This window comes from Nocardia sp. NPDC058497, assembly GCF_042720195.1.
In the GTDB taxonomy this organism is placed as follows: domain Bacteria; phylum Actinomycetota; class Actinomycetes; order Mycobacteriales; family Mycobacteriaceae; genus Nocardia.
In genome coordinates this window covers 1,020-5,457 of record NZ_JBHXMY010000403.1, presented here as the reverse complement: position 1 = coordinate 5,457, position 4,438 = coordinate 1,020, and the positions used below count along the sequence as shown (strand labels likewise).

The window sequence follows — 4,438 nt, the reverse complement described above, 5'->3', positions numbered from 1 at the left end:
CCGAGTGTCAAGGTGATCCCGGCGATGGCGGTGTAGTCGCTGGCTTTGATGGCTTGCGCGGTGTAGAGGCCGATGCCGGGCCAGGCGAAAATCAGTTCCAGCAGGATGTCGGAGCCGAACATGGCAGCGACCTGCATGCCCGCGATCGACAGAGTCGAGTTCACCGAATTCCGCAACGCGTGTTTGACGACGACGCGTAGCTCGGTCATGCCTTTGACGCGGGCAGTGCGAACGTAGTCCGAGCGCAGGGTGTGCTGCAGGCTGCTACGGAGTGCCCGGCCGATGGCGACCGCGGGGACCATGGACAAGCACACGACGGGAAGAATCAAGTGCTCGACCGCATCGATGAATACGCTCGGCCGCCCGGCAAGCAGCGAGTCGATGAGTAAGAACCCGGTCGGTCCGTCGGGTGCGTCGCTGTAGGAGCTGCGTCCGCGGGCGGGGAGAACCCCGAACTCTTTGTAGAACAACAGGATTCCGAGCAAGGCGGCGAGGAATATCGGCATCGACGATCCGCCGATCAGCACGAATCGAAGGGCGCCCGACCCGGGCCACCGCAGTGCTGTCGCCAGTCCGAGCAGCAAGCCGAGCAGAACGGCCAGCACAAAGCCACAGATGATCAGTTCCGCTGTGGCGGGCAGATAGTCGGCGATATCGGAGCTGACCGGCCGCCGCGTCACCGCGGACTGTCCGAAGTCGCCGGTAGCCGCCTTCTCGACGTAGCCGACATACTGCACCGGCAGCGGCCGATCGAGACCGAGATCGTGCCGTGCTCGCTCGACGACCTCAGCGGAGGCCCTGTCGCCGACGAACGCTCGAGCCGGATCGACCGGCGAGACTTGCCGGAGCACGAACACCACCGCGACGAGCGCGAGCAGCACGAGGATGGTCGAACTGCCGCGCCGGGCTAGGACTTTGAGCATTCGGAGTTTCTCCCTTGCGGTGGAAGAAAGGGGCAATGCCGGCCGGCGGTCAGCGATCGGTGAGGCGGTCGCGAATGACGTCACCAGCGAAGTTCGCGATCGTGGCGAGCACGAAAAGCCCGATCGCGGGCATGATCGGCACCCACCAGGAATCCAGCAGATAGGGAAGTCCCCTCGCGCACATCGCACCCAACTCGGGAGCAGGCGCGGGAGCACCGAGCCCGACGAAGGAGAGGCCGGACAGCATCAGGATCAAGGCGCCGACGTCGAGACTGGCCGCGATAATGGTCGGCGGCCACGCGCCAGGTAACAGGTGCAGCCAGCCGAGCCGGAATCGGCCCGCACCGGACAGCCGCGCGGCGTCGATATGCGGCAGCGATCGGAGCCTGGTCACCTCCCCCCGGACAACGCGCGCGTACAGCGGCCACCACACGAGTGCCACCGCCGACAGCGTATGGACATACGACGGCCCGATCGCGGTGACGACGGCGATCGCGAGCAAGGACGCAGGCAGGGCGATGAAGATATCGGTGATGCGCATCAGGATCCGGTCGACGAACCCGCCGAGGGTGCCGGCGACGAGCCCCACAGCGCCGCCGAGGACAATTCCGGACGCGATCACGCAGAGTGCACCCCACCAGCTGGAGCGCATGCCGATCAGGACGCGGCTCAGGATGTCGCGTCCGACCTCGTCGGTACCGAGCCAATGCGCCGCATTCGGTGGGGATGTCGGGGGCCCGACCGGTAGATCGGGGTCGTAGGGGGCAATCCACGGCGCGCCGAGCATGACGACGATCAGCGTCGCCAGCACACACAACGTGATCACATCACCCGGTTTCGAGCGTCGGCGCGCCGCTACTGCCGCGGCAGCCGATTCGCTGCGCGCGCCACTGCTCGTGGAGGGCGCCGCCGGCGGAATGTTCGTCGCGCCTGTCGGCTTGCGGCGCAGCTGTACCGGTGCGCTCCTGAGATTCGGCACCGCAGCCACCAACGCCTTGCTGTACGGGTGCGACGGTGCATGAGCCACCTCCTCGGCGGCACCGATCTCGACGATCTCGCCGCGATACATCACCGCGACGCGGTCGGCGATGAAACGCGCTGCGGCCACATCGTGGGTGACGAATATGACCGTCAGCCCGAACTCGCGCCGCAGTGTCTGAATCAAGTTCAACGTCGACGCCGCCAGCGGCGCGTCCAACGCTGAGGTCGGCTCATCGCACAGCAACAGTGCGGGAACAACGATCGTGGCCCGCGCGAACGCGACGCGCTGGCGCTGCCCTGTCGACAGGCTGTCGGCACGGAGGTCGGCGACGGCCGCCGGGAGCCCGACGCGTTCGAGCGCTGCGACCAGCTGGGCCCGGCGACCAGCCCGGCCGAGCGCCCGCGGCAGCCGTTCGCCGACCTGTCGGCCGACGGTCAGCCACGGCGTCAGCGACGCGCTGGCGTCTTGGAAGATCATCTGCGTCGATGATCCGGACAGCTCGATGACACCGCTGTCGGGTTGCGCCAGTCCCGCAATCATCCGCAGCAGTGTCGATTTGCCCGATCCGGACTCGCCCACCACGGCGACGGCCTCGCCTGCTTCCACCTGCAGGTTGAGGTTGCGCAGTACCGACAGCCTCTCGCGCCTGGCCAGGCCGTTGCGAATTCGGAAGTCCTTGCCGACTTCGATGCACCGCATGGCAGGTCGCGGACGGGCCGGGATTTCCAACGGCGGGAACGCGGGAGTCGGCCCGCGCGCGTGGGTCCGCTCGACCTGTGCCGGGAGGATGCACGCCGCGAGACCGGAGTGTGTGGCAGCCGGCGTCAGGGGGATCAGCGACTCATCGCATTCGTCGGTGCGGAGCGAGCAACGCGGAGCGAACGGACAACCCGACGGAGGGTGACGGGGATCCGGTGGCATGCCGGTCAGGACCGGTATTCGGTGGCCCAACGGCAGGCCGAGATCGAGTCGCGAACCCAACAGGCCGACCGTGTAGGGGTGGGAGGGGGTGGCGAGGACGTCGGTCATGGCGCCGATCTCGACGAGGCGCCCTCCGTACATGACCGCGGCACGGTCGGCGACCTCTGCGGCGACGCCGATATCGTGGGTGATCAGCAACACCGAGCAACCGAGCTCCGCCCGCAGGTCGGAAAGCAACGCCAGAATCTGCGCCTGCACGGTGACATCCAGCGCCGACGTCGGTTCGTCGGCAATGATCAGGTCCGGCTCCGCCGCGATCGCGATCGCGATCATGACCCGTTGCCGCAATCCCGCGGAAAGCTCGTGGGGGTACGCCCGCAGCCTGCGGCCGGCCTGCGGGACACCGACCAGGTCGAGTAGCCGGCATGCCTCCGCACTCGAGCCTGCGACTTCCCGCACCTGGTCGCCGATTCGCATCGTCGGATTCAGTGACGTCATCGGATTTTGAAAGACAGAGCCCAGGTGGGCGCGACGGATCCTGCGTCGCTCGGCAGGCGAGGCGGCAACCATGTCGACACCACACACCTCGGCCCGTCCGCTGACGACCGCAGGCGGATCGCCGACCTGGAGTCCGAGCAAGCTCAGCCCCACTACACTCTTGCCCGAGCCGGACTCGCCCACGAGGGCGAGGATCTCCCCGGCGGCGATCTCGACGCTCACGCCCCGGACCGCGCGCAACGCAACGCCTCGGCTGCGAAACGTCACATGGAGGTCGCTCACACAGGCACGGGGAGTGAGCGCGGCGGCCGACTGGCCGCCACCGTCTGCGCGTGCCGCGCCGTTGCGGGTGTGCTTCAACTCGGTTTCACCTTCCGGAGAAGGTTGATGGGCACCATCCCCGGGCCCAGCAGCGTGTGCACGATCTGGCCGATGCCGGAGTTGGTCACAATGAAGTCTTTGATATCGCAGAGGTTGATAACCCATGCCTGGTTCATCACGATCTCAGCGCCCTTGACCCAGTGCACTTCGGCGTCCGCTTTGCTGAGGGATCGCTGCCCGGCGTCCATGACGTCGTCGAGAGCGGTATTCGAATAGTTGAACCAGTTGATCGGCGATACCCCTGTGCGGAAGAAGATCCGCAGTGTGGTGTCGGCATTGAGCGCGTCGCCGCCCGACCCATGGACCAGCATGTGCGGCTGCTGCCCGATTGGCGCCGAATGCAGTGCGAACACCTGCGAGGTGGGCATGGCCCGCACCGTGGCAGCAAGTCCCAGCGCTGCCAACTGTGTCTGGAGCAGCTCGGCAACGCGGGCATCGGTCGCTCCGCCCGCCTCGTCGTAGGCGAGGTCGATCTGCTTGTCACTGTCCGGCAGCTCCGCAATCAGCGCCTTCAGCTTGGATACGTCGTGATCGGGCGCGTCCGGGGCAGCGCCCTCCCGCAGCACTCCGGCCGGGTAGAACTGGGTGGATCGTGAGGCTGTCGGACCGTAGGCCGGGTTGATGAGCGCGGGAACGTCCACTGCCGAGCGCATCGCCTGGCGGAACTCGGTATCGGAGAACACACCCTTTTTCCAGTTCAGGAAGATCGACGACTTGAACGCCGTCGGATGTC

3 protein-coding genes are annotated in these 4,438 nt (G+C 66.9%); all 3 read right to left on the bottom strand.

Translation table 11 applies throughout. The features are described from left to right. Positions 1-923, bottom strand: a 923-nt coding sequence (locus ACFWPJ_RS23230; protein WP_378854496.1) for an ABC transporter permease, incomplete at its 3' end; no start/stop codon positions are given. Between the two features lie 49 nt (positions 924-972). After that, positions 973-3,684, bottom strand: coding sequence for an oligopeptide/dipeptide ABC transporter ATP-binding protein (locus tag ACFWPJ_RS23225; protein ID WP_378854495.1), 2,712 nt, complete (start codon positions 3,682-3,684; stop codon positions 973-975). Further along, positions 3,681-4,438, bottom strand: a 758-nt coding sequence (locus ACFWPJ_RS23220) for an ABC transporter substrate-binding protein (protein WP_378854494.1), incomplete at its 5' end; no start/stop codon positions are given. The genes ACFWPJ_RS23225 and ACFWPJ_RS23220, both read right to left, overlap by 4 nt.